Annotated in this window: 24 protein-coding genes; 17 read left to right on the top strand and 7 right to left on the bottom strand. The window is 47.1% G+C overall.

Annotation, left to right across the window (positions count from 1 at the left end; all coding sequences use genetic code 11):
• Positions 1–143: 143 nt before the first annotated feature.
• Both AB9R92_RS10250 and AB9R92_RS10255 read right to left on the bottom strand, forming a co-directional pair.
• On the bottom strand, positions 144–1,376 hold the full coding sequence (locus AB9R92_RS10250) for an MFS transporter (RefSeq protein ID WP_370669352.1): 1,233 nt from the start codon (positions 1,374–1,376) through the stop codon (positions 144–146).
• Between the two features lie 106 nt (positions 1,377–1,482).
• Complete coding sequence (locus AB9R92_RS10255) at positions 1,483–1,806, bottom strand: ArsR/SmtB family transcription factor (RefSeq protein ID WP_370669353.1); 324 nt, start codon at positions 1,804–1,806, stop codon at positions 1,483–1,485.
• A 145-nt stretch (positions 1,807–1,951) separates the two neighbouring features.
• Between AB9R92_RS10255 and AB9R92_RS10260 the strand changes: the two genes are divergently transcribed.
• The 4 genes from AB9R92_RS10260 (at position 1,952) to AB9R92_RS10275 (ending at position 5,057) form a co-directional block, all read left to right on the top strand.
• Positions 1,952–2,713: a Nif3-like dinuclear metal center hexameric protein gene (locus AB9R92_RS10260; protein ID WP_370669354.1), complete on the top strand. Its 762-nt coding sequence runs from the start codon at positions 1,952–1,954 to the stop codon at positions 2,711–2,713.
• 107 nt (positions 2,714–2,820) lie between these two features.
• Positions 2,821–3,354: a kinase gene (locus AB9R92_RS10265; protein ID WP_370669355.1), complete on the top strand. Its 534-nt coding sequence runs from the start codon at positions 2,821–2,823 to the stop codon at positions 3,352–3,354.
• Entirely contained in the window at positions 3,351–4,352 is a 1,002-nt protein-coding gene (locus AB9R92_RS10270) for a S66 family peptidase (protein WP_370669356.1), read from the top strand. The genes AB9R92_RS10265 and AB9R92_RS10270 overlap by 4 nt, the downstream gene beginning before the upstream one ends.
• 15 nt (positions 4,353–4,367) lie before the next feature.
• Positions 4,368–5,057, top strand: a complete 690-nt coding sequence (locus AB9R92_RS10275; protein WP_370669357.1) for an aspartate/glutamate racemase family protein — start codon at positions 4,368–4,370, stop codon at positions 5,055–5,057.
• 8 nt (positions 5,058–5,065) lie between these two features.
• Here AB9R92_RS10275 and AB9R92_RS10280 read toward each other — a convergent pair whose 3' ends face one another.
• Positions 5,066–5,941, bottom strand: coding sequence for an alpha/beta fold hydrolase (locus AB9R92_RS10280; RefSeq protein ID WP_370669358.1), 876 nt, complete (start codon positions 5,939–5,941; stop codon positions 5,066–5,068).
• A gap of 266 nt (positions 5,942–6,207) precedes the next feature.
• On the opposite strand from AB9R92_RS10280, the gene AB9R92_RS10285 reads away from it, so the two are divergent.
• Positions 6,208–6,861: a zinc dependent phospholipase C family protein gene (locus AB9R92_RS10285; protein WP_370669359.1), complete on the top strand. Its 654-nt coding sequence runs from the start codon at positions 6,208–6,210 to the stop codon at positions 6,859–6,861.
• Positions 6,842–7,312, top strand: a complete 471-nt coding sequence (locus AB9R92_RS10290) for an NUDIX domain-containing protein (protein ID WP_370669360.1) — start codon at positions 6,842–6,844, stop codon at positions 7,310–7,312. Before AB9R92_RS10285 ends, AB9R92_RS10290 begins: the two co-directional genes overlap by 20 nt.
• A 60-nt stretch (positions 7,313–7,372) precedes the next feature.
• Here AB9R92_RS10290 and AB9R92_RS10295 read toward each other — a convergent pair whose 3' ends face one another.
• Positions 7,373–8,578, bottom strand: a complete 1,206-nt coding sequence (locus AB9R92_RS10295; protein ID WP_370669361.1) for an MFS transporter — start codon at positions 8,576–8,578, stop codon at positions 7,373–7,375.
• Positions 8,579–8,832: 254 nt separating this feature from the next.
• On the opposite strand from AB9R92_RS10295, the gene AB9R92_RS10300 reads away from it, so the two are divergent.
• The 4 genes from AB9R92_RS10300 (at position 8,833) to AB9R92_RS10315 (ending at position 12,102) form a co-directional block, all read left to right on the top strand.
• Complete coding sequence (locus AB9R92_RS10300; protein ID WP_370669362.1) at positions 8,833–9,930, top strand: hypothetical protein; 1,098 nt, start codon at positions 8,833–8,835, stop codon at positions 9,928–9,930.
• A gap of 58 nt (positions 9,931–9,988) precedes the next feature.
• The gene (locus tag AB9R92_RS10305) at positions 9,989–10,486 is read left to right on the top strand and encodes a DinB family protein (RefSeq protein WP_370669363.1); all 498 of its coding nucleotides are present in this window, start codon (positions 9,989–9,991) and stop codon (positions 10,484–10,486) included.
• A gap of 134 nt (positions 10,487–10,620) precedes the next feature.
• On the top strand, positions 10,621–11,133 hold the full coding sequence (locus tag AB9R92_RS10310; RefSeq protein WP_370669364.1) for a GNAT family N-acetyltransferase: 513 nt from the start codon (positions 10,621–10,623) through the stop codon (positions 11,131–11,133).
• A gap of 417 nt (positions 11,134–11,550) precedes the next feature.
• The gene (locus tag AB9R92_RS10315) at positions 11,551–12,102 is read left to right on the top strand and encodes an MEDS domain-containing protein (protein ID WP_370669365.1); all 552 of its coding nucleotides are present in this window, start codon (positions 11,551–11,553) and stop codon (positions 12,100–12,102) included.
• Positions 12,103–12,217: 115 nt separating this feature from the next.
• Here AB9R92_RS10315 and AB9R92_RS10320 read toward each other — a convergent pair whose 3' ends face one another.
• Complete coding sequence (locus AB9R92_RS10320; RefSeq protein WP_370669366.1) at positions 12,218–13,345, bottom strand: 2-methylaconitate cis-trans isomerase PrpF family protein; 1,128 nt, start codon at positions 13,343–13,345, stop codon at positions 12,218–12,220.
• A gap of 128 nt (positions 13,346–13,473) precedes the next feature.
• On the opposite strand from AB9R92_RS10320, the gene AB9R92_RS10325 reads away from it, so the two are divergent.
• The gene (locus AB9R92_RS10325) at positions 13,474–14,349 is read left to right on the top strand and encodes a LysR family transcriptional regulator (protein WP_370669367.1); all 876 of its coding nucleotides are present in this window, start codon (positions 13,474–13,476) and stop codon (positions 14,347–14,349) included.
• A 154-nt stretch (positions 14,350–14,503) separates the two neighbouring features.
• On the top strand, positions 14,504–15,811 hold the full coding sequence (locus AB9R92_RS10330; protein ID WP_370670093.1) for a CitMHS family transporter: 1,308 nt from the start codon (positions 14,504–14,506) through the stop codon (positions 15,809–15,811).
• A gap of 38 nt (positions 15,812–15,849) precedes the next feature.
• On the opposite strand, the gene yyaC is transcribed toward AB9R92_RS10330, so the two are convergent.
• Together yyaC and AB9R92_RS10340 are read right to left on the bottom strand one after the other, a co-directional pair.
• Entirely contained in the window at positions 15,850–16,446 is a 597-nt protein-coding gene (yyaC, locus tag AB9R92_RS10335; RefSeq protein ID WP_370670094.1) for a spore protease YyaC, read from the bottom strand.
• 355 nt (positions 16,447–16,801) lie between these two features.
• The gene (locus AB9R92_RS10340) at positions 16,802–17,569 is read right to left on the bottom strand and encodes an alpha/beta fold hydrolase (protein WP_370669368.1); all 768 of its coding nucleotides are present in this window, start codon (positions 17,567–17,569) and stop codon (positions 16,802–16,804) included.
• A 294-nt stretch (positions 17,570–17,863) separates the two neighbouring features.
• On the opposite strand from AB9R92_RS10340, the gene AB9R92_RS10345 reads away from it, so the two are divergent.
• From AB9R92_RS10345 to AB9R92_RS10365, 5 genes are all read left to right on the top strand, one after another.
• Positions 17,864–18,412, top strand: a complete 549-nt coding sequence (locus AB9R92_RS10345; protein WP_370669369.1) for a GNAT family N-acetyltransferase — start codon at positions 17,864–17,866, stop codon at positions 18,410–18,412.
• 530 nt (positions 18,413–18,942) lie between these two features.
• Complete coding sequence (locus AB9R92_RS10350; protein ID WP_370669370.1) at positions 18,943–20,367, top strand: anion permease; 1,425 nt, start codon at positions 18,943–18,945, stop codon at positions 20,365–20,367.
• A 55-nt stretch (positions 20,368–20,422) separates the two neighbouring features.
• Positions 20,423–20,803, top strand: a complete 381-nt coding sequence (locus AB9R92_RS10355; RefSeq protein ID WP_370669371.1) for an ASCH domain-containing protein — start codon at positions 20,423–20,425, stop codon at positions 20,801–20,803.
• Between the two features lie 3 nt (positions 20,804–20,806).
• A complete protein-coding gene (locus tag AB9R92_RS10360; RefSeq protein ID WP_370669372.1) occupies positions 20,807–21,004 on the top strand; it encodes a hypothetical protein in 198 nt (65 codons plus the stop codon).
• Between the two features lie 9 nt (positions 21,005–21,013).
• Positions 21,014–22,645 carry a tetratricopeptide repeat protein gene (locus tag AB9R92_RS10365; protein ID WP_370669373.1) on the top strand — a complete coding sequence of 544 codons (1,632 nt, stop codon included), beginning with the start codon at positions 21,014–21,016 and terminating at the stop codon, positions 22,643–22,645.
• The last annotated feature ends 173 nt before the right edge of the window (positions 22,646–22,818 follow it).

Below are 22,818 nucleotides of genomic sequence, written 5' to 3' on the forward strand. Positions count from 1 at the left end.
TTAAACGTCCAGTCAGTAGGGTAGCCCCTCATGTTTCTGCATCTAACCCTATAGAAGTGGGGATTTGAGGTCAAGAAAAAACATTTCGCATGGCGAAAAAAGACTTCGCCTACAGCTCGAAATTTTATCAAATGCGGGTTTGCTTACTGCTCGAGGCCGGCCTTTGCACGTGCTGTGGAAAATTCATCCGCCCGGTCCAAGCGGGTGCTGAGAAACGCAAGTCCCGATGCGAGCAAGGCGCACAATGCGCCGACCCAAGACAGGTGAATATAGCCGCCCTGTGCGACCGCGTAGCCGCCGAGTGTTGCACCGAGTGCGATGCCGATATTGACAGCGACAGGCGTCAGCGACGAAGCGAAATCTTTGGCTGCGGGCGAATAGATTGTAGCCAAGTTCATCAAATACATTTGGATGGTGGCGTTCATCGCGTAAATCATGACCGCCATCAGCATGAGACTGACGAGCCCTGCGAAAGTTGTACCCATCGTGAAATAAAGCGAAGCCAAAATGACCGCCTGCACGATGAACACATAGCGCAGCTTGCGGACGCCGTTGCGCCCGGCGATTTTGCCGGCCAATACATTGCTGAGAATTGAAAAAGCGCCGTATGCGAGCAGGACGGCACTCACGTAGCGTGTCGGGATGCCCATGCCGTCTTCTAAGATCGGCGTGATATATGTGTAAATCGTATAGGTGCCGGCGATGGAGAAGGTCGGGATAAAGAAAGCCAAAATCATCCGTGGATTGGCCAACAATGCAAGCTGGTCCTTAGCGGAGGCTTTAACGACTTTCAATTTGCGCGGCAGGATAAAGATGGCCATCACTAAGCTGATGATGCCGAGCAAGGTCGTAAACCAAAACGTCAGCTGCCAATTGCCGAGCTGGCCGATGAGTGTGCCGAGCGGGACGCCGATGACATTGGAGATGGTGAAGCCGGCGAAAATCAGCGCGATGATGGGGCCTTTTTTGCTTTCCGGCATGATGTCACTGGCGATGCTCATCGATAAAGCGACCAAGACACCGCTGACGACGGCTGTAATGATGCGCGAGAAAATCAGCAATTCATACGATCCGGATAATGCGCTGAGGATATTTCCGGCCGTGAAGATCGAGATCAAGGTTAGCATCAGTGGATATTTGGGAAAGCGGCTGACAAAAGCGGTCAAAAACGGGGTTCCGATAGCATAAGCAATCGCAAATCCTGACACAAGCGTCCCGGCAACTGCCAAGCTGATATTCAAGTCCGCCGATACTTCGGCGAGCAGGCCGACAATAACGAATTCACTCGTGCCCATGACGAAGGTCAATAAGGTCAAGGTGAACGCCAATACTTTCTGTTTCGTAGTGAATAATTCTGGTGGTGAAGCTGTTTCCATAACAATCTACTCCTCTATGTAATGCATGTGGAAAATCAGTTTATTGTAATATAGAAATATCTAAGATTATCGATATAAGAAATCAAAAAAAGAGACGAGCCCGGTCTCAAACTTCCTCGTTGATGAATTTTGCGACCTTCGCTAATGTCTCCTCATTGCGCCTGTAATACGTCCATTGCCCATAGCGCACAGCCTCAAGCAACCCAGCTTTTTGCATGAGCGATAAATAATGCGACACGGTGGATTGGGACAAATTCACTTTTTCTTGAATATCGCCGACACAGACGCCGCCTTCGATGCTGACCTCCTTGGGCAAATGCGCTTGCTGTGCAGGGAAATTCTTCTCCGGTTCCCGCAGCCATTTTAAGATGTTCAAACGGGTTTCATTCGACAATGCTTTAAAGATATCAATAACATTTAAATTTTCCATGGGGCTATCTTATATCGATACTATTCGATATGTCAAAACAAAGCGTTTCAAAGCGACAATCTCTTAAAGAAATCCAACGGCCAATATTATCTAAGGAGTTAAATATGGTAAAATCAAGAAAAAACAGAATAGTGAGGCTTTTAGGATGAAACTAAGTGATTTTGAGAAAACGATCCGGCAATTGTTCGGCGAGGAATTGCTGAAAGAAGACGACGAATACGGCTTCACGAACATATCGGATGGGGAGATCCACAAAATTGGCTATGCGACCAATTTATCTCTTGAAACCGTAGAACTGGCCATTGCACAAGGCGTCGATTTGATGGTGACGCATCATGATGCTTGGGATTTCATCTACGGCTTGAAAGAAGCGTGTGCCGCTAAACTGGCAGCTCATAACATCAGCCATTTCTGGATCCATGCGCCGCTCGATTTCGTGGACTTTGGCACCTGCACCTCGTTGATGAAGGTATTGGAAGTAGATGAAATCAATGCCTACTCCACTTATAGCGAATCGGAAGGCGAACTTCCGGGCATCGCGGAATTTACTGATCCTCTAGAGTTCGAGCAATTGGTTGAAAGAATGCGCAGCGCTTTAAACGAACCGGTGCGCGCGTGGCAAAATAATGCTGAGCCCGTCAAACGGATCGGCGTCTTGACCGGAGCGGGCCATTCCTCTGCATTGATCCGCGAGGCCGCTGAAAGAGGATGCGATACGTATGTCACCGGAGAAGCTACGCTCTACACGATCCAGTATGCGCAGTTCGCTGGCATCAATCTACTGGTCGGCAGCCACACCTTCACGGAAATCTTCGGCGTAGCGAGCTTAGCCAAGAAGATTGCGGAAATGCATCCGGATGTGGAGATTTTGGAGTTGGAAGAAGCACATTTTGAGTTGAACCATTGATGAAAGCTGTTGGCTTAGTATAGTAGTTTATTAGGCAAGTTCATTGATATAGGAAGTTTCCTAAAATAAAATGACTTGAAAACAGAGCTAGAGAGAGCGTGATCACATTGGAAACAAAACTAATTGTTTTGCGAGGAAATTCTGCAAGCGGCAAAACGACGATAGCGAAACGCCTGCAAGATCATTTCGGGCGGGGCACCTTATTGGTGTCGCAAGATGTAGTTCGCCGTGACATGCTTAGGGTGCAGGACCGGGACGGCAACCTATCGACAGAGTTGATCCGGCAGATCACGGAATATGGCAAAAGCAAATGCCCAATCGTCATTTTGGAAGGGATCTTCATGAAGCAGCGTTATGAACGGTTGCTGCTCGACTTGATCAAGTTTTATGACGGAGAAGCATTGGTCTACTATTTTGATTTGCCATTCGAAAAAACGCTGGAGCGCCACAATACACGTTCTCAATCTCAGGACTTCGGGGAAGAATCGCTGAAAAAATGGTGGACCCCGAAAGACGATTTGGGTGTGCCAGGTGAACAATTACTGACAGAGAAAATGTCTGAGCAAGCGATCGTCGAACTGATTTGCAGCCGGGTTGAAGAGCATCAGAAGGTCAATAAAAGCAAAGGAGCAAGTACATGACTATATTCAATCGACTTAAAACAGTGGACCAGATCGGGATTTATTCCCCGTCGTCTCCGATCACTTATAATTCACCGGTGCGCTTTAAACGGGCGAAAGGTTTTCTAGAATCCAAAGGCTTTGAAATTGTGGAGGGCAGCTTGACAGGCAAGCGGGATTTCTACCGATCGGGGACGACACAGGAGCGGGCAGAAGAGCTGAATGAATTGATCCGCAACCCGGACGTCCGCTGCATCATGTCGACGATCGGCGGCACGAATTCCAATGCGCTGTTGCCGTATATTGATTACGAAGCGTTTAAAAAAGATCCGAAAATCATGATCGGTTACTCGGACGCGACGGCTGTGCTGCTCGCCATCTATGCCAAGACCGGCATTCCGGTGTTTTACGGCCCGGCGCTGGTACCGTCTTTCGGTGAACATGAACCGTTCGTGGATTATACATATGATTATTTCGAAAAAGTATTGATGCATGAGCAAGCCCTTCCGTATGCAGTGGAATTGCCGCCATATTGGACGGATGAACCGGTGAATTGGGAAGAAAAAAAACAGGAAAAGGAAATGAGAAATAACGAGTGGGTGAGTGTGACACAAGGCAAGGTGACGGGACGCTTGGTCGGCGGAAATTTGAATACGATGGCCGGCATCATGGGAAGCCCGTATATGCCGGTGATTGAAAGCGGTGATATTTTGTTGTTGGAAGATACGATGAAAACGGCCGCTGTCGTGGAGAAGAACTTCAATTTGCTGAAGCTCAACGGTATTTTCGATAAAGTAGCGGGAATCATTTTGGGCAAGCATGAATTATTCGACGATCAAGGAACCGGCAGAAAACCGTACGAGATTTTGCTGGAAGTGCTGGGAGGCCGCGAGTTGCCGATTCTTGCCGATTTTGACTGTGCGCATACCCAGCCGATGCTTGCGATGCCAATCGGCAAAACCGTCACATTGAATGCAACGGAAAAACGAGTGGAAATCATGGAGCAATGGATTCGTTGATTAAGGGGGGCTACGATGAAAACGATCGGGTTGATTGGCGGGATGAGCTGGGAATCGTCAGCGGAATATTACCGGCTGCTTAATGAGCAAGTGAAACAGCATTTGGGCGGCCTGCATTCGGCTGAATGCTTGATGTACAGTGTGGACTTCGAGGAGATTGAACGCTTTCAGTCAGAAGGGAAATGGCAACAAGCAGGCGAGCGATTGGCGGATGTTGCCCGTGCGCTTGAAAAGGGCGGTGCGGAGCTGATCGTCTTGTGCACGAACACGATGCACAAAGTGATTTCTTCTATAGAAGAAGCTGTCTCGGTGCCGGTTTTGCATATCGCAGATGCGACCGCAAAAGAGATCGATGCAAACCATCTCCATACGGTAGGGTTGCTCGGCACCAAGTACACGATGGAGCAGGATTTCTACAAAGAACGCATTGCAGACAGCGGTATCGAAGTGTTGATTCCGGAAGCTGCAGAACGCGACATGATCAACCAAATCATTTTTGACGAATTGTGCTTAGGGAAAATCAGCCACTTGTCAAAAATGAAATACCAACAAGCCATCCAAAACCTCATCAATCGCGGAGCACAGGGTATCATTCTTGGCTGTACGGAAATCGGCTTGTTGATACACGAAGAAGACGCAAATGTGCCGCTGTTTGATACGGCAAAGATTCATGCGCGAGCAGCGGTGGAGAGCGCTTTAGAATAAAGTGAGACTCAATAATGATTTTTTAAAAACAGCAAAATGTCTTCATTAATATCTGAGAGGTGGTTTATAGAAGGGAAGTGACCCATTTCGTAAGTCTTGAAAGTTGAAAGATTGGGAATGACTTCTTCCGCTGCTTTCTTTACTTTACTTTCCGGGAAAAAGACATCTTTAGTTCCGGCAATGACCAAGGTAGGCGAATGGTAATTTGATAATTCTTTTTTTGTTGTTAATTTAGGCATGTCCTGTTCCAAGCGAACATAATTAAATACATCGCCAATTATTCTTCTATCTTGCTCTTGCATAAGTCCATCAGACATTCTATCGGTAAGCTTGATGAGGTGCTTTTCGGATTTGGTGAGCTTATACATGCCTAAAGGGAATAAGATGTCTTTAACCATCTTTGATTTAGAACCGAGACGAAGACCAGCCGGTGAGACAAGCACCGAACAGGCAATTCGCTCAGGAGAAAAAGTCGCGAGCCTCAAGATAATTCCCGCTCCATAAGACGGTCCGACCACTGCAGCGCGCTCGATGGAGAAATGATCCATAAGTTCCGTTGCCCACTTTGCAAAGCTGTCATCTTTTGCTGAAATTCGCCTTTCGTCACTGTATCCAGGATGTCCGATGGTGTCTGGCGCATAGATGCGATAAGTCTTAATGAGCGGCAAAAACCAAGACAAGGTCATCGGGTTGATACAATTGCCGCCTTGAAAAACAATAACAGGTTTTCCTTCCGGCGGCCCGGCAACAAGCACGTGGGTATCGCCAAAACTTGTCTTCACATTGGTCTGCTCGATCTCGCACCCAAAGTTTGATAAATAGCTGTCGTAATGGTTGGCGATGATTGATTTTCCGTCTTTTTTGTAAATCGTATCATGTTGCATAGTGTATCCTCCCTTTTTTGGGAACCGAAATCTCTTCACAAAAGTTTGTGCCTTTGAAGCGGATGATTTTAAAACGTTTTTTTCAGTATGTTCGATAGATCTTGAAAATTAAAGAATTATTTTAACAGCACAAGTAAATTAAATTGGTGGAGGACGGGAGAGAGAAATGACTATTAGAAATACTGCTGTTTGATACGGCAAAAATCCATGTTGAGGCAGCAGTGAAAGAAGCGCTGAATAACTGAAGCTAGAAGGGGGAAGTCGAAATGGGATCACGCATGATGCATTTGATCATTGCCGAGCACGTAGCGGAAAAAATCAACATTTCCGACCGGCCGCGGTTTCTCTTGGGTGGCATTGCACCGGATGCAGTTCACGGAAGAGAGCAAAAAACCAAGTCTCATTATTACGAGGGCAGCGTAGACGATGGGACAAGACGCGTGCATTACGAAGGCTTCATAGAGAAATACCAGAAAGAGATTCAGGACGAATTCATTCTTGGGTATGTGGTGCATTTAGTGGCGGATGATGTGTGGATGAAAGACATCTATTTCAAAAAAGACATGAAAAGCCGCATCGATGCCGACCCGGCAGTGCTCGAAAAATGGCATGCGGATTTCCGGAAGCTTAACGGTCTGCTCGTTGACCGATTTGATTGCGCAGGACTGGAACAACAATTGGCATCCGCCGAACTTTCCGAGACTCTTATAGAAGAAATCGAACTCAATAACTTGCGGGAATTCACCGAAGAGACGCTTGTCGATTTCCACTCACCGAAGCTATCTTCAAGCCAGGACTTGGAGATATATACAGTTGAAGAAATTACCGGCTATATCAAGTCCGCGACAGAACAGGCAGTTCGCGTACGCCTGTCTCTTGGGATGCAGGAACGGCAAGGGAGTGGACACCTTGGCCATTAGAAATTCCGCGAAAGCGATCATTGTCAAAGACGGCAAAGTATTGCTGACGACCAATGAAGACGCAGAAGGCAGCTATTATCTTTTCCCCGGCGGCGGGCAGGAGCTCGGCGAGACTTTGCCGGAAGCGGCCGTCCGTGAATGTCTCGAAGAAATCGGCTGCGCCGTTGAAGTGAAAAGCCTGATCCACATCCGCGAATACATAGGCGAGCGCCACGAATATGCCGAGACCGAGCGCGGCATTCACCAGATCGAATATTATTTTGAGTGCCTGTTGCAGGGGGACTTGCAATCGGCCGCACCGTCGAACCCCGATACGCAGCAAACCGGCTTTGAATGGGTGGAAATCCAGGGCTTATTGGAGCACCGGATTTATCCGAAAGGCATCCGCCGCTGGATCCAGGAGTTTGAGAGTGGTAACGGGAATTCGGTTTATCTGGGTGCGTTTAATTAAATCACAGAACATATAAAGGGACAGCCGAAATCATCCGGCTGTCCTTTTTCGTATATACGTCTATTCCTGGACCGTGCGTTGAAAGGAGCTGCGGCCAACATATGCAATCCAACTGGCGATAGCGAGCAAAAGGCCAGACAAGACAAAGACTGAGCGGATGCCGAACAAATCGGCCAGTATCCCCATCAGCAGCGAGGAAACGCCGAATGTGCCCATGCCGATCGCCCCGAGCGTCGTGAACACGGTCGGCAACTGCTCTTTTGGCACACTCGTCTGCACAACGGTCTGCTGCGGGATATTTTTCAGCTGGCTAAAGACGCCGACCAGAACGGATAATAGAAGCGCCACGAGCGGCATGCTGTTCAACCCGAACAGCACAGTCGCCGCGCTGCTGAAAATCGCCCCGGTGAGGATGAAACGGCTGAGATTGCGTTCGACCCATTCTGTAAATCGCAGGCAAATGAGGCTTCCTGCGATCAAACCGATAAAGAACGAACCGTTGATAAAGCCCCACCATTTTTCATCGACTGCGAGTGCTTCGCTGACAAAGACATACAAAATCGCAGCGATCCACACGGCGCCGGCAATCGTCTCAAGCATCTCCATCATCGCAATGCGCTTTAATACCGGCGTCTTTGAGACGGTGTGCCAGCCTTTGGTGATCTGCTGCCATTTGTTTTTGGGTTGCGGCGGAGTGCTGTCGACTCGAGACAAGCTGCTCAACAACAGGGTTGAAAGCAAGAACAACCCTGCTGTCAGCCAGGCCAGTTCGATGGCAGCGAGCCAAATCAATAAGGAACTGCCGACAAACCACATCGAGGTCTGGATTAGCTGCGTAACGGTCTCGGCGATGCCGTTCGCCTTCAACAGCTGCTCACTTTTTACGTAATTCGGAATCAAGGCCTGTGTGACTGGATTGGCGCAACCGTCCAAAAGCGCCACCAAACTGATCAGTAAAAACAGCACGGTGAAATTGGCCGTGGTTAACTGCGGCAGAAATAGGGCTAAGGCAATCAACAAGCTAGTCTTGCCCATTTGCGAGCCCGCAAGCAGCCATTTTAAATCAACGCGCTGCATGAAGAGCGGCGTTAAGGTGTTCGAGACGAACATCGAACTGGTGATGACGAACGGCACCAAAGCGGCAGCCGTGGCGGAACCGGTCAATTCGAAAATCAGGTAAATGACGCTGACGATATAAAGCACGTCGCCAATATTCGCAAGCGACTGTCCCGCCAGCAATAAATGAAAGTTTCTATTCAGTTTCATGATGAATCCCCCAAGAGTCAATTTCGTAAATGACTTCTAGTGCAGGAGATAACTTAGATTGGACTGATCGTCACGCCGGATGTTCCTTTCGTAGGGAAGACAAAGCTTGGGGAATTTGTCTTCAGGATGGATTGATTTCATTATACGCTAAATAATTGGAAAACAAATGGCGGCGAAAGAAAATAATGGATATAGTAGAAACAAAGCTTATGATTTAGTACGGAAAATCTTTGGAACGGGAAGCAGGTCATTACATGAATAAAGCGAAATTGCAAAAAGCGGTCCTCTACGCTGAAGTGACATCTCCGGAATTTTTAGGGGACGGGGCTTGGCATGATGCATGGAAAGTCGAAAAAGAGGGCCGCGGACTGGTCTTGCGAATCCCAAAGGACATCGTTTACGGCAAGCCGGCTGAATTTAACGAAGAAGAATTGACCGCTGAATACGCCTCGACAAAACTTTACTATCATTCGGTCAATCAAGCAGTAAAAGGCGCTGCACCGGAGTTTTTCCAGTTCCATGTTTCTGAACAATTGAGCTATACGCTCGAATCGTTCGCCGGAAAGCCTATCGATTTGCATGAACTGACACGAGCACAAGCGATTGAGGCCGGAAAGGCGCTCGGTGAGATTTACCGGAAAACGGAAGAGATTCCGCACGGCTTGGACGGTTTCGGCTATTTGCATTGGACAGAGGAAAGCGGGCTGAGAGGCAGCATCACCGGAGATGTCCGCCAATTCCTGAAAGAAGAAAGTGAAGAGCATTTGTCGGATTACCGGGAACTCAGCGAAGCGCGTCCTGAGTTTCAGGACGCTGCGGTGAACGATGCGCTGAACTTGGCAGTGGCGCTGAGGGAGCGAGGATTCACCCAGCCGCGCCTGAGCAATCAAGACGCTTCGCCTGAAAACATCTTGATAAACGGAACGCAGGTTTGCCTGATTGATCCGTTCCCGAATATTTATTACCCGAGGGGAATGGCCGGGAACTTCATGAACCTTTACGACACGTTTTTTATCGCGCTATCGGATACCGAGCGTTATGGGAAGCACCGGTTTGCTGATTGTGCAGATAATTTAAAGGGTATTGCGGATGGATTTCTGGCCGGCTATAGCGCCGGCGATAGCCGGGTTCAGGCTGAAGTCAGGGGCGAGCAATTGCTGCAGCTGCTGGAAACCGCCTATAGCCAGTTTCATTTATTGTCGGGAAACCTGCCGGAAGAAGCGCGCATCCGCTACGGCAACAAAAGGCAGATTGAAGATCGGCTCGCGACATTGGCGGGTGAATTGAAAGCCTTGGCAGCATCGGAAATAGGGAACTTCGAGGAAGCGTTGGAGAACGGGGCAAGCCTTTAAATATATCTATATGCGTTAAGAATAATACAAAGAAAGTGGAATTTCGAGGAGGAATTACATGAATGGCAAAGACATTCTTTCTAAATTCAAACAAGACCTCACTACTTATTCACCGGAACAGTTGCGGAGCATTCCCGAAAAAGGCGTATGGTCGATCGGGCAAATGTATGACCATATCATCGTCGTGGCGCATGAGTATCTCGACCAAGCCGCTGTTTGTTCGGAAGCACAAGAGCAAGGTCACTTAGAGAAAACCCTTGCTGGCAAGGAGTTATTTCATACCAAAGGATTCCCGCCCATCAAAATTAGATTACCGGACGAAATGAATGCTCCTCCCAATAATTCAGACAGCCAGGAAGAGCTGATCGACAGGATGGAAAAATTAATTCAAAGGCTGGAGTACTGGGAATCGCAAGTGGATGAAATCCATCCAGAGCGCAAAGCAAAGCATGGCGGATTCGGCTGGCTGAACGCGGGAGAATGGCTGAATTTGGTGGAAATGCACTCTCGCCACCATCTGCGTCAAAAAGAAGAGCTGGAAAGCTACTTGGAATAGATTTGGTTTATTAAGTGTCTATAATTTCACTGGGACATCACCAAAAGTGAAAATGGCTAAACTGAAAGCCAGACAGAGAGCTGGCAGCATTAATAAAATCATACTAATGAGCAGTTTATAGAGGAGGTGAACGTATGGAAATCACCTTGCACTTGCTCCACGAAAAAGATGCAGCAGCATTGTTCCAGTTCGAGTTGGAGAACCGGGAGTTTTTCGAGCGGCTGGTGCCTGGCCGTGGGGATGACTTCTACGTCTTCGAACAGTTTGTTTTGAGGCATCGGGAGTTGTTGAAAGAACAACAAGCGGGACTTGCTCGCTTCTACCTGATCAAAAACGATGCAGGGGACATTCTCGGGAGAATCAACTTGGTGGATATTGACAAGCGCCATCAAACAGCTGAAATCGGATTTCGGATTGGGGCAAAATACGGCGGACAGGGCATCGGAAGCCGTGCCTTGAAACTCTTGCTTGATGCCGATTTAGGATTGAGGAAAATACACGGAAAAACCACGAACGTTAACCGCGGCTCTCAAAAAATATTGGTGAAAAACGGATTTCAGGAAAAGGGTATGGGGGAAGAGGAATTTAACATGAATGGCCAGGACATGCATTTTGTCTATTATGTATGGGAAACGGACGAAAAATGACAGAATCCTAGTTTCCCAATTGAACAATATGAGCTGAATTCAAGCGGTGTGAAGGTTTGGTTTTCAAATCATAAGCATATTCATAGTATTAAATGCCTCAAACTGCCCTGGAAGATCAAAACACGATCTTCCAGGGCAGTTTTTTCAGCTAGCGAATAAGTGCAGCAGAAGCTCGTTGCAAGCTTCTGGATTCCCTGTCGGTGCATCCGTTAGGAAGATAATTCAATAGGTTTTCAAGTAAATCGAAGAAACCGCTTTAGCCCAGTCCCAAAATATGATATATTTTGGGTCAACTACAGAACACACATTCGGAAGAAGCGGCTCTGGATGCTACAAAACACCATGATTTTCTATTGAATGTCCACAACGACACGATCAGGTGAACGAACGGATAAGAACGAGAAAAGGAAGTGGAACATGAAACAAAAAATACCGGCACTTACATTAAAGGTCAGAAACAGTTCCGGCGGCCATATCTTCTATCTGACGAAAGAAACTAAGCACTATGTTGATAATATTGTCGTTTTCATATTAGACGGTTTAAAGAGCAACGAGCATGTCTTGATTGTGGAAAATAAGCGTTTGACCCCTCTAATCCAGAAACGGCTTCAATCGGTTTTGACGGCTGAAGAACTGGACAAGGTTTATTTTTTCGATAGTTACAAGCTTTATTGGCATAAAGGAAATTTTCATCCAAGCACGATCGTCGAATATTTCCAGGAAAATTTCGACGTCTCAGCATTGCCGGTTCGCCATTTTCGGACTTGGGGGCATATCGAATGGAACACGCGTGACGGCTTGGAAGAAGCGCTTTTGTCGTACGAAGAGCGGGTAGACCTGTTGATCACGGAGCACAATTTGATTGCGGTGTGTGCATACGACGCCATGCGTGTCGAGCAGCATTTGCAGGACCAACTCGGCTTGCACCACAATTACCTCATGGAAGACGACAGCATCACATCTTTATAGCCAGTCGCTTCCAGACTTGCTTAACGAAGGGCTACAATTGAAAATGAGGCATTTCAAGAGCGCACAAAAAGGGCTTCCCGAAGAGATCATGAAGATGATCTTCCGGGAAGCCTTTTTAGACGGCAGATATTGCGTGATGGTAGTTGCCTTTTGTATGGACGTAGCCTTCCAAGATGAGGCGTGCGGTCCGGACGGCTTTGATATTGCTGATATGCCCGGCGATAAGGTCGACTTTCGTTTCGATGATGCCGGATGGATGGCCAAGGCGCACGATATTGGCATCGATCCGGATCAAGTCGTTCAGGATGGTATCTTGCAAGAAGGCGCCCGCTGTTGTGCAGATCGCGCCGGTTATGGCCAATGCCTGATGCGGTTTTTGCATGGACATCATCCGGATCCGGCAATCCATGGTGCCGGCTTCACGGCGAATGCCGTTGACGTCCGAGTAAGCGGCGGGCGGAGCGACGAGTGTCAGCTTCGGCACCGCCGGGGATTTGATTGTCGCTTCATCTTTCGAACAGAACCCGCATAATTCTGCCGCAGCTGAGCGGATTTCCTCGAGCTGATCGAGCATTTGCGGGGTGAAATCGGCAGGCAGTTCAGAGCCAGTCAACCCCACATCTTGCGCATTGACGAACACCAAGGGATTGGCCACATCGATAATCGAGACGGCAATCGTGCCGAAAGCGGTCGTCACGTGATCGACCGGCTGGCCAGTCGGGAAGAGCTTGCCTGTGACGGCGCCTTGCGCATCGGTGAAAGATAAATAGATGGGCGAGCCGGTGCCCGGGACGCCGGGAATTTCACATTCGCCTTCCGTTTTCACCTGCCCGTGTTCGACTTCGACTTCAGCGATGATCACTTTTTGCGTATTGGTATTGAAAATTTTGACGGTCGTCATCGGCGCCACTGCCGGCACGAGCCCTTGCTCGATGGCGTAAGGGCCGACTGCAGAAGAAATATTGCCGCAATTGCCGCGGAAATCGACCAATTGATTTTCGATGCTCACTTGCGCAAACGTATACTCCACATCAATGTCCGGAATCTCGGACTTTTTGATAATGGCGGCTTTACTGGTCAATGAATTGCCGCCTCCGAGCCCATCGATTTGCCGTTGATCCGGGCTTCCCATGATATCCAATAGAAAACCATCCCAACGAGCACGGTCCACGGGCATATTCTCAAAATCGATAAAAATCCCTTTGCTGGTTCCTCCACGCATTACTGATATCGGTATTTTCATGCTGCAGCCACCTTTCATAAATTCGATTGCTTATGAAAAAAGCTTATGGTATTTTTAGTCATAAGTGAAATAGATAATATTAAGGTGTTGTTCTAAAAAAAACTTATAACGTAATTGGAGTGATTGAAATGGATGAGAAAGATTGGGAAGCGATGCAAGTTCTATATGAAGAGAAAAACATCAGCCGTGCTTCGGAACGCTTGTATATTTCGCAGCCGGCTTTGACGTATCGATTAAAGAATTTGGAGAAAGATATGGGGACCAAACTTTTCTTTAAAACCAAAAAAGGCGTCGAGCTGACAGCGGAGGGTGTGTATCTTGCGCAATATGCGGATGAAATGATCACGAAATTGCAAAACGCCAAAGACTATATCCAGAATATGAACCAGGAAGTCCAGGGGATTCTCAGGCTCGGCGTCTCCAGCAATTTTGCGCAGTATAAACTGCCGGCCCTGTTGAAAGAATTCATCACGGCCCATCCGAAAGTCCAGTTCAGCGTGAACACGGGATGGAGTGCGGACGTAATGGGCTTGCTCAATTCATCTGACGTCCATCTCGGCATTTTGCGCGGCGACTACAACTGGACCGGGTCAAAATCACTGCTGCATACGGAACAATTATTTTTGATTTCGAAAAACGAAGTGAATATGGAAGAAGTGCCTGAATTGCCGTTCATCAATTACAAAACCGACAGTTCCTTGAAAGACATCATCAATAAATGGTGGCACGATCAATACAACGAGCCGCCGATCATTACCATGGAAACCGACCGGCAGGAAACATGCAAGGAAATGGTCAAGAACGATTTGGGAATTGCCATCCTTCCCGAAATTTGCCTGCGCCCTTCCGACGAGATTCACAAATACCCCTTATTCTATAAAGACGGCGAACCGGTCACACGGGATACGTGGCTGATGTACAACCAGGAATTCTTGAAACTGTCGACTGTCCAGAAGTTTGTGGATTTCTTAAAAAATCATCCTTCGCTTCTGTCAGAAGTTTAGGTTATAAGTTTTTTTGTCTATTTCTTATAAATTCTCTCTATTTTACTTATTTTAAGTAATGGAATATTCTTAAAACTAATTCGTATCGCTAATTTGCCAAGGGGTGGGAAATTCAGTCGTTATGTAAGCGAATACATTTAGAGGGGGAATTACTATTCTTACACTTTTAGGGGTTTCAATGGTACTCGTATTTACGTATTTGATCATGGCGAAAAAAATGTCGCCGGTCTCTGCATTGGTTGTCGTACCGATTGTCTTTGCCCTCATCGGCGGATTTTGGTCCGGCTTGGGGACGATGATGATGGACGGCTTGAAACAAGTTGCGCCGTCCGCTGCTTTATTGCTGTTTGCGATTTTATTCTTCGGCATTTTGATCGATGCCGGGCTTTTTGATCCTTTGATCAACAAGGTCATGAAACTGGTGAAAGGGGATCCCGTGAAGATCGCGATCGGAACAGCGGTCATCGCCATGATCGCGTCGTTGGACGGCGACGGCACGACAACACATATGATCACCATTTCGGCGATGCTCGCGCTGTACATCCGCCTCGGCATGAACCCGTTGGTATTGGCGACCATTTCCATTATGTCCGTCAGCATCATCAGCGGGATGACGCCATGGGGCGGTCCGGCAACAAGGGCTATCGCTGCGTTAGGCTTGGATGCCAATGAATTTTTCATCCCGATTCTTCCGACGATGTTTGCGGGAATCCTGAGCATTTTGGGAATTGCGTATATGATGGGGAAAAAGGAACGCGAGCGGCTCGGCATCATTACAGTGGAAAACATTCCTGCCACTTCTGAGAGCATGCTTCAAGTGGCCGCTACCCATGCATTGGACGAAGGGTTGAAAAAGCCGCAATTGATCTGGGTTAACCTTGTGTTGGTACTCGCCGTCCTGGGCGTCTTGGTGACGGGCATCTTGCCTGCTGCGGTCAGTTTCCTCATTGGCTTCGTGTTGGCGGCTGCTATTAATTATCCCGACCTTAATATGCAAAAAGAACGCATTCTGGCGCATTCCGGCAACGCCATCACGGTCGTCGTGCTGGTCTTTGCTGCCGGTATCTTCTCCGGAATTTTCTCCGGCACGCAAATGGTCGATGCCATCTCCAACTCATTGATCTCGATCATCCCGGCGTCTGTTGGCTCTTATTATCCGTTGGTTGTGGCGATTACGAGCATGCCCTTTACTTTCGCATTGTCGAACGACGCTTATTATTTCGGGGTGTTGCCAATCTTGGCGGAAGCGGGTGCTGCGTATGGCGTCAGCCCCCTTGAAATCGCACGCGCTTCTGTTTTAGGGCAGCCGATTCACTTTTTGAGCCCGTTGGTGGCTTCGACTTTATTGGTGGTGGGAATGATCAGGAAGGATTTCGGAGAGATGCAGAAATTCGCATTCAAATGGGCGTTTCTTTGCTGCTTATCCATCATTGCGGTCGCTTTCATCACCGGGGCAATTTAACTTAAAAAAGATTCCGCCCGACTGGGGCGGAATCTTTTTTAGTGGCTTGCTTGTTGTTCGCTTTCGGTGATGACATGAGCGATTAATCGGGACAGCTTCATGACCGTGTGCAGGCGCGTGTCGTTCAGGAACTGGGAAGTCGGGAGGGGATCCAAATAATTCACAATGCCTTGGAAATGATAGTCGCCGGTTTCCGGAAGCATTCTCTCCAGCGCTTTTCCAGGCATCAGAGGAGCGTCCACAAACAGCACATCGCCGACTTGTTCTTTCGTGCCGAGGCTCGCATCCACGCAGATGATCAGCGGGTTTTGATAAGTTTTGTGGATGTCTTTTAAAGCAGGTTTTAAATTGAACGCATGGATGGGTTCTTCCAATGTCCCGTATACGCGCGGGATTTTAGCGTTTTCCACAATCAAGCTTCCGGTGAGAGGCCCTAAAGAATCGCCGATATATCGGTCGGAGCCGATGCACAAATAAACGATGTCGCGCTGCTCGGTGCGGGCTTCAGTTAGGATCGCCGATAATTTATCGATGATTGCCTGCAGCTCTTCAGGTGCCGTATGCTCATTAAACTGAAGTGTGTTTTTCGGTTTGGGTGCAACTTCATGCAGTTTATGTTTGCGGAAGGTATTCATCACGTTAGACCACCTCTGTACGTACTTTTATCGATTGGTTTTATTATAACTTTATTTAAACCGAGAGCATAAGATGAAGGTGTGTGCTTTAGGAAGTAAAGTGAGAAGTTCTCTTTTGCACCGTTGAGGCATGAGTATCAAATACAAGCGTATTCGAATTCGAATACGCTTGTGTTTATTTCAAATTTTTCATTGTCGCGAAAGCAACTAGAGTTTCTGCGCATAAAGATAAAACCCGTTGTTTGGAGGTGTTTTTCGTGTAGCCACTGGTTAAATATCTTCGCAGTCACTCCGGGTTCATCCCACTGCAACATATGCGCTGCGCCTTAATGTAGATAAAGAAAGCCAAGACTTCTCACTTCTCCTTTAGCGACGGTTCAGCAGTATGCTTCAACGCATCATGCATCTTTTGGATTTCATCAATGACTGCTTGAGGATTATCGATGTGAACGGCGTGTCCGGCATCTTCAAGAACAACGTGCCGGCTATTCGAACTCAAAGCCGCTAAATCCCTTTGAAAATTCATCCAATGATTCCACGATTCTGCCGTATGATCCGGCTGATTGCCGCCTGTCACGACGGTTAATGGCATATCGCCGAGTGATTTGTATTGCCGCACTTGCTCCAAGCTTTCTTCAAATTCCGCTAAAGTGCCTTCTACTGAAAATTGCCTGAAATACTGTAGCTGCATCTCGGTAGGCAAAGCCTGCGTCATCAATTTGTTTTGGTCTTCGTGGCAGGCGTCTAAGAGCAAAACACCTGCCACTTCTTCGGGGTATAGACTGGCGTATAAACGGACATTCAAGCCGCCGAAGGAATGTCCGACTAAAATATAGGGAGGTTTTACGTTCAATTTTTGAAGCAGAAGCCGTAAATTCTCAACGTTTTGCAGACTATGGCGCGGTCGGTCGTCGATGGTGCTTTTCCCGAGCCCCGCCCGGTTGTACACGAGCATTTTGGAAAATGCGGAGACCTCCGCCTTAATCGGGTTCCAATTTTTCGTTCTCCATCCATTGCCTGAATCAAAAACAATAACGGGACTCTCTGTGCTTTCACCGAGTTCTTCAAAATAAAGCTGGATCCCTCCAATATCCATGCACTGGCCTATCCATTGCTTTGTCATGTTCTTCCTCCATTTCATTAGACAAGCTTCTAACTTACTGCCCAAAAATATTTCCCTAATTATACTACAATATTCTGTAAATTGATTGGATGTGTATACAATAATTGGATATAGTAGAGAAGAGTGAAATTCATTTGCGAAGTTTTAAGTGGGCCTTCGATTATGATTTTAACAATGCAGAAACTAAAACTTAGAGAATTCACTTATCAAAGATACCAGCCTCACTATTATGGAAGCGACGATGAGAGATGGAAGCTTTAGGGTTAATCGGATGTAGAAAGGTAGATATAAATAATGACTGATATTAAAGGAAGAAAAATTGAGTTAACCGAAAATACGGCAGAGAGCTTGGATGAATTATATTTTTGGCGGTTCGAAGAAAAAGAGCAGGAAGCGAAAAAGTGGAATGGGCCGTATATTCCTGAAGAACATATGAGCAAAGAGCAGCACAGGGAAAAATGGCTGAATGATGAGGAGATTGCTGCAGGGGTTCCGGCATCCCTTACGATTCAGGCAGATGGAAAAGTGATCGGTTATGTAGGCGCGTATTGGGTGGACCAAAACACAAATTGGCTTGAAACAGGAATCGTCATCTACGATAAAGATTACTGGAACGGTGGTTATGGCCGAGAAGCCTATACCTTGTGGATCGACTTTATTTTCGAATCGACGGAATTGCATAGGCTCGGGATGTCGACCTGGTCAGGCAATGAAAGAATGATGAAAGTTGCGGAAAGGATCGGCATGAAAGAAGAGGCGCGCATTAGAAAAGCACGAATGGTAGAAGGACAGTATTTCGATGCCATCAAGATGGGGATGCTACGAGAAGAATGGGAAAAGTAGACACTAGCTTTCTTTTAACAGCCGATGCAAATAAATAGTTTAAAGGAGTGTTTCGTTGCATAAAAAAACCCATATATTCTTAGTCATTGTCCTAGCAATCAATACGCTAAGATACGGCACTTATCTACTGGAAGGCGACACCCACATCTACTACATCCTCATGTTTTTGGCCAATCTAATAGCTATGATATTTGTTATTATCTCTAGATTGAAAAGAAAGAGCGAAAAAACTCACAGTTCCATGGCAGCGAAACAGTGAACAGATGGCTAAGTGGCTTATGGTGTAGAAGCTACTCGCCATGGTAACGCATACAATTTTTTGTGAACAAAAAGTCGAAAATTGCACCAAGATGGAAGCAGTTAAATGTTCTTTCCGCCGTTCCGGGGTTGAGGGCAATTGCCGGGCAAAAGCAAGCGTATTCCTGTTCCACATTCGCGTAAAACAGCCGAGCGGATAAATTCATTCGACAGCCCGAGAGGCGTATAATCCTCCTTGCATAAAATACAGCATTTTAAAAAGGAGAAGTAGGATGAATACTCAAAAACAAGGAGAAGTGAACTGGAAGTCGCTCTTGATTTGTGTCGCCATCGGGGCGGTTATCTGGTTCATTCCCGCACCTGCTGGCTTGGAAACGGATGCCTGGCATTTGTTCAGCATATTTGTGGCTACGATTGTGGCATTGGTGATCAAGCCGATACCGATGGGAAGCACGGCGATTATTGCGCTGACGGTAATTGCGCTAACCCAAATCCTTACCTTGGAACAATCGTTAAGCGGATTTCAAAACACGACCATTTGGCTGATTGTCATTGCTTTTTTCATTTCCCGGGGATTTATCAAAACCGGCTTGGGGACACGGGTTTCGTATCTGTTCGTCCGGCTGTTCGGCAAGAAAACGCTCGGCTTGTCGTATTCGATGCTGCTGAGTGATTTGATTTTGGCACCCGCCATGCCGTCAAATACCGCTCGAGCCGGCGGAATCATTTTCCCGATCATCCGCTCGCTGTCCGAAACATACGAATCAAGAGTCGGAGACGGCACGGAGCGGCGCATCGGGGCATTTTTGGTCAAAGTCTCTTTCCAAGGCGATATGATCACTTCGGCGATGTTCGTCACGGCCATGGCCGCGAACCCGCTCGCTGTCCAGATTACACAGGAAATCACAGGAGAAACAATCACTTGGGGCGGTTGGGCGCTAGCGGCATTGGTGCCTGGCTTGATCAGTTTGGCGCTCATTCCTTTTGTCATCTACAAATTGTACCCGCCTGAACTAAAAGAAACACCCGAAGCGGCTGCGATTGCTGTCGAGAAATTGAAGGAAATGGGGCCGCTGAAAAAAGAAGAACGCTATATGATCGGCGTCTTCGTCCTGCTGTTATCGCTATGGATTTTCGGCGGGAACTTCGGCATCAGTGCGACGACCAGTGCGTTTGTTGGGCTCAGTGTGCTGCTGCTCAGCGGTGTGTTGACTTGGTCGGATATCAAGAAAGAACAAGGCGCTTGGGATACACTCGTCTGGTTCTCGGTGCTCGTCATGATGGCAACGTATTTGAACGAATTGGGCATGATTCCTTGGTTTAGCGATTTGATGGGGAATGCTGTCGGACAAATGTCATGGATGATGACCTTGGTCATTTTGGCGATCGTCTATTTTTACTCTCATTACTTCTTTGCCAGCAACACGGCACACGTCAGCGCGATGTACGCGGCGTTCTTATCGGTCATTGTCGCTTCGGGCGCACCGCCGCTATTGTCAGCACTGATTCTCGCGTTCTTCTCGAACTTGTTCAGCTGCTTGACCCATTACGGTGCAGGGCCGGCTCCGGTGTTTTTCGGAAGCGGCTATGTCAGCCAACAGAAATGGTGGAGCCTTGGGTTTATCATTTCCCTTATCCACATTGTGGTCTGGTTTGGTGCAGGCGGCCTGTGGTGGAAAGCGCTTGGCCTTTGGTAATAAAGAATAAATTTCTCGAACTCTTTACTACTAACGATGACTTTGGAGGAAATCGATGGAGCACAAAATGAAACTTTACGAAGAGCCGTTCCTGGCCATCCAGTCCGGAAAGAAAACAGTCGAAATCAGGCTTCACGATCCAAAGAGACGGAAAGTGAAGCGCGGCGACACGATCGAATTCGCGAAACTGCCCGGTGAAGACGATAAAATAACGGTGAAAGTAAAAAAGTTATGCACATATCCGACGTTTCGGGAAATGTTCGAAGACATTCCCGCGGAGAAGTTCGGGATTGTGGATAACAATATCGAGAAACGCGTGAATTCCATCCACACCCTCTATTCGCCGGAGCGTGAACAGGAATGGGGCAGCTTGGCGATTGAAATTGAGCTGCTTTTCCCCCCTAAAACGGTGGATAAGCTGTTGAAGGAGCTGTAAGAAATGACAAAAACCATGATTATGTTTTCCACAGGCTTAATAATGTTTATGGCAGGTGTATATATATCCACATACTTATCCACTTTTGCGGTGGCTGTCGGGACTGCGCTGGCTGTAGCAGGTGGTTGGATGATGGGAAGCAGCGCTTTTTTCCTGCCCAAACCTATGAGGAAATCAAACCGGAATGCCCGATTTAAGTAGAGGTGACTTATGCACATAGTAAAAAATAGTATTTTGAGCTTCCTCGGCGTGTTTTTACTGACGGCTGGATTCGGGGGGTTGCTGCTGTATTTGGATGTAGGGCAAAGCTTAATTGCCTGGCTTGCCGCAAGCGTCTTTGCAATCGCATGTATTGTGTTGGCGATTGTCTGGATTGCAAAAACGGGTGATGGCAGGAAAAGTTTGACGGATGCTGTCTTTCTGATAGCTTCTTCTATTTTGTTCTGGATTTTTACGCTCTTTTTATTCGGTACAAATTTTCTGCTCTATGATGTTGAGTACGATATGACGGAGGCAACGGAGCTGGCGCCTGGAGAAAAGTTGGCGTATTACCGGCAACTGATTACAGGAGAGGACGGCTCCGTTGATTTAGCCACATTAGCTTCAAAAGAAATCGATGGAATCACGTTCTATTTCGCACCGGGAAGTGAGCCTTTAGAAGAAATGAAGCAGCTGGCAGAACTTGTGGAAACCAGCCATCCGCAATTGGAGCGTGAGTTGGGCGGGGAAACCAACGCCCCAGTTTCTATCGTTCTCTACGGAGCGGGTCTCGATATGCCAATTCGGGAAACGATTGAGGAAGAGTACGGCGGGTTTTACAAAGAACACGACCAGACCATTCACTTGCCTCTGCCGATCGACAAAGTATCAGCTGTTCATGAATATGCACATCATCTGTTTTTCGGCATTGCCGAAGAACGAGGAATGTATAGTTCTGAAATTCCTGTTTGGTTTATAGAGGGCGTAGCTACTTATTTGTCGGAAAAAGGGCATACCCTACCGTACGATTCTATACAGACTGCAGAATATGTAACATTTGAAAAGTTGAAGGAGCCGGGCGGATGGGAAAATAATTTAGCGTTTCCCCAAGACCCTTATTTTCAAAGTCGTGCCTTCATTGAATATTTGGTGGATGAAGAAGGTGGAAATGTCGTCAAAAAGATTTTTGGCAATATGGAGCATATGACATTTTCAAAAAGCTTTGAGCAAGTGACGGGCAAAACGGTAAAAGATTACGAAATGGAATTTTTTAAAGAGTTCGAACGGATACCGAGTTTGTGGGATGAAGCTGTACAATTAGAAATAAATGGAGATATAAAAGAACGTTTAAAAACTTACTTAGAAGTGGCTGAAATTGCACCAAATATGGAATCGTTGAATCATCGGATTTCGAATTTATATTTGGAGTTGGGAGATTATGAAACGGCTCTCGCCTATAGCCAAAAAGAACTTGCATTCTTGGAAACTGAGAGATCTGAAAATTTATCAGCGGCTTATAGCTATTTGGCTCTTCATCTATTGTTTACCGATGTTGAGCAAGCTCAAGAAGCTGCGCTCAAAGCAGTGGAAGTCTCGTCTGCGGAAGGAAATATATGGAGTGAGGGCATTTTAGATGAAGTAGAAGCCTTAAAAGTGGATATTGAAAACGGTAATCCTCTAAAAGCTTATCTTACAATTCTCACTGGTGAATACGCGTATAACCAAGTCACAGACAACCAAAAGGAAAAAATCCTATTAATTGAGACTGTTCTAGAACGATACCCCCAAGATCTCTCAGCTAACAGAACCGCATTGATTGAGTTGAAAAAACAGTTTGAAGCCGAGCTGGCAGCTCAACAATAATAAATAAGAAACGGAGCCGATCGACAAGATCAGCTCCGTTTCTCAGAGTGTTGAAGAAGTCCGTAATCCGCTATGAATGAAAAAGGGCATCACCTTTTCTACATTCAAAATTCAATGTTCTATCTGAGTATTTGGAGAAGCATTCGCTCGACTCCTGTGGGACTAGCGGGTTT

Source organism: Planococcus sp. SSTMD024 (assembly GCF_041320495.1).
GTDB lineage: Bacteria > Bacillota > Bacilli > Bacillales_A > Planococcaceae > Planococcus.

What these genes read in the sequence shown, in the direction of transcription:
- AB9R92_RS10250 (WP_370669352.1), bottom strand. Translation starts at nt 1,376, where the DNA reads ATGGAAACAGCTTCACCACCAGAATTATTCACTACGAAACAGAAAGTA.
- AB9R92_RS10255 (WP_370669353.1), bottom strand. Translation starts at nt 1,806, where the DNA reads ATGGAAAATTTAAATGTTATTGATATCTTTAAAGCATTGTCGAATGAA.
- AB9R92_RS10260 (WP_370669354.1), top strand. Translation starts at nt 1,952, where the DNA reads ATGAAACTAAGTGATTTTGAGAAAACGATCCGGCAATTGTTCGGCGAG.
- AB9R92_RS10270 (WP_370669356.1), top strand. Translation starts at nt 3,351, where the DNA reads ATGACTATATTCAATCGACTTAAAACAGTGGACCAGATCGGGATTTAT.
- AB9R92_RS10275 (WP_370669357.1), top strand. Translation starts at nt 4,368, where the DNA reads ATGAAAACGATCGGGTTGATTGGCGGGATGAGCTGGGAATCGTCAGCG.
- AB9R92_RS10280 (WP_370669358.1), bottom strand. Translation starts at nt 5,941, where the DNA reads ATGCAACATGATACGATTTACAAAAAAGACGGAAAATCAATCATCGCC.
- AB9R92_RS10285 (WP_370669359.1), top strand. Translation starts at nt 6,208, where the DNA reads ATGGGATCACGCATGATGCATTTGATCATTGCCGAGCACGTAGCGGAA.
- AB9R92_RS10295 (WP_370669361.1), bottom strand. Translation starts at nt 8,578, where the DNA reads ATGAAACTGAATAGAAACTTTCATTTATTGCTGGCGGGACAGTCGCTT.
- AB9R92_RS10300 (WP_370669362.1), top strand. Translation starts at nt 8,833, where the DNA reads ATGAATAAAGCGAAATTGCAAAAAGCGGTCCTCTACGCTGAAGTGACA.
- AB9R92_RS10305 (WP_370669363.1), top strand. Translation starts at nt 9,989, where the DNA reads ATGAATGGCAAAGACATTCTTTCTAAATTCAAACAAGACCTCACTACT.
- AB9R92_RS10310 (WP_370669364.1), top strand. Translation starts at nt 10,621, where the DNA reads ATGGAAATCACCTTGCACTTGCTCCACGAAAAAGATGCAGCAGCATTG.
- AB9R92_RS10315 (WP_370669365.1), top strand. Translation starts at nt 11,551, where the DNA reads ATGAAACAAAAAATACCGGCACTTACATTAAAGGTCAGAAACAGTTCC.
- AB9R92_RS10320 (WP_370669366.1), bottom strand. Translation starts at nt 13,345, where the DNA reads ATGAAAATACCGATATCAGTAATGCGTGGAGGAACCAGCAAAGGGATT.
- AB9R92_RS10325 (WP_370669367.1), top strand. Translation starts at nt 13,474, where the DNA reads ATGGATGAGAAAGATTGGGAAGCGATGCAAGTTCTATATGAAGAGAAA.
- yyaC (WP_370670094.1), bottom strand. Translation starts at nt 16,446, where the DNA reads ATGAATACCTTCCGCAAACATAAACTGCATGAAGTTGCACCCAAACCG.
- AB9R92_RS10340 (WP_370669368.1), bottom strand. Translation starts at nt 17,569, where the DNA reads ATGACAAAGCAATGGATAGGCCAGTGCATGGATATTGGAGGGATCCAG.
- AB9R92_RS10345 (WP_370669369.1), top strand. Translation starts at nt 17,864, where the DNA reads ATGACTGATATTAAAGGAAGAAAAATTGAGTTAACCGAAAATACGGCA.
- AB9R92_RS10350 (WP_370669370.1), top strand. Translation starts at nt 18,943, where the DNA reads ATGAATACTCAAAAACAAGGAGAAGTGAACTGGAAGTCGCTCTTGATT.
- AB9R92_RS10355 (WP_370669371.1), top strand. Translation starts at nt 20,423, where the DNA reads ATGGAGCACAAAATGAAACTTTACGAAGAGCCGTTCCTGGCCATCCAG.
- AB9R92_RS10360 (WP_370669372.1), top strand. Translation starts at nt 20,807, where the DNA reads ATGACAAAAACCATGATTATGTTTTCCACAGGCTTAATAATGTTTATG.
- AB9R92_RS10365 (WP_370669373.1), top strand. Translation starts at nt 21,014, where the DNA reads ATGCACATAGTAAAAAATAGTATTTTGAGCTTCCTCGGCGTGTTTTTA.